This window comes from Streptomyces sp. UNOC14_S4 (assembly GCF_020740835.1).
Classification (GTDB): domain Bacteria; phylum Actinomycetota; class Actinomycetes; order Streptomycetales; family Streptomycetaceae; genus Streptomyces.
Genome location: NZ_JAINFC010000963.1, coordinates 1 through 1,077 on the forward strand (window position 1 = coordinate 1; position 1,077 = coordinate 1,077).

The 1,077-nt window shown below is 70.0% G+C and carries 1 protein-coding gene; it reads right to left on the minus strand.

Annotated features, from left to right (window positions below):
• Positions 1 to 1,025, minus strand: a 1,025-nt coding sequence (locus tag K6I34_RS37340; RefSeq protein ID WP_229332451.1) for an ABC transporter ATP-binding protein, incomplete at its 3' end; no start/stop codon positions are given.
• Positions 1,026 to 1,077: the final 52 nt, after the last annotated feature.

Consider the following 1,077-nt stretch of genomic DNA (forward strand, 5'->3'; position numbering starts at 1 on the left):
ACCCCCGCCCGCTCCTCCGCATAGTGGCAGGCCGAAGGATGCGTCGCCCCGCCGCTCCCCTCCTCGAACCACTCCGGGATCTCCAGCGGCGGCACCACCCGCGCGCACTTCTCCTGGGCCTTCCAGCAGCGCGTGCGGAAGCGGCACCCCGACGGCGGATGTGCCGGGGACGGGACGTCGCCGGTCAGCAGGATCCGCTCCCGGCGCTCCCGCGCGCCCGGGTCCGGCACGGGGACCGCCGACAGCAGAGCCTGCGTGTACGGGTGGGTCGGGTGGTCGTAGATCTGCTCGTCCGTGCCCGTCTCCGCGAGCCGTCCCAGGTACATCACGGCCACCCGGTCCGAGATGTGCCGGACGACCGACAGGTCGTGGGCGATGAAGACGTACGCCAGGCCGAACTCCTCCTGGAGGCGTTCCAGCAGGTTCACGACCTGGGCCTGCACGGAGACGTCCAGCGCGGAGACCGGCTCGTCGCAGACGATGATCTCGGGGCGCAGCGCCAGGCCGCGGGCGATGCCGATGCGCTGGCGCTGGCCGCCGGAGAACTGGTGGGGGTAGCGGTTGATGTGCTCGGGATTGAGGCCGACGACGTCGAGGAGGTCGCGGACCTTCTGGCGGCGGCTGCCCCGGGGGGCCGCGTCCGGGTGGATCTCGTAGGGCTCGCCGACGATGTCGCCTACGGTCATGCGGGGGTTGAGCGAGGTGTAGGGGTCCTGGAAGACCATCTGGATGTTGCGGCGCACGGCTTTCAGGGCGCGTTTGGGCAGCTCGGTGATGTCCTGGCCCTTGTAGCGGATCTGTCCGCTGGTGGGGCGTTCCAGGTTGACGAGCATGCGGGCGACGGTGGACTTGCCGCAGCCGGACTCGCCGACGATGCCCAGCGTCTCGCCGGGCCGCAGGTCGAAGGAGACGCCGTCGACGGCCCGGACCGCGCCGATCTGCCGTTTGAAGAGGATGCCCTGGGTCAGCGGGTAGTGCTTGACGAGGTCCCGGACTTCGAGGATCGACTCGCCGTTACCTCTCATCGGCGCTTACCTCTCATCGAGCGTGTCCTTCCAGAAGTGGCAGGCGCTGGTG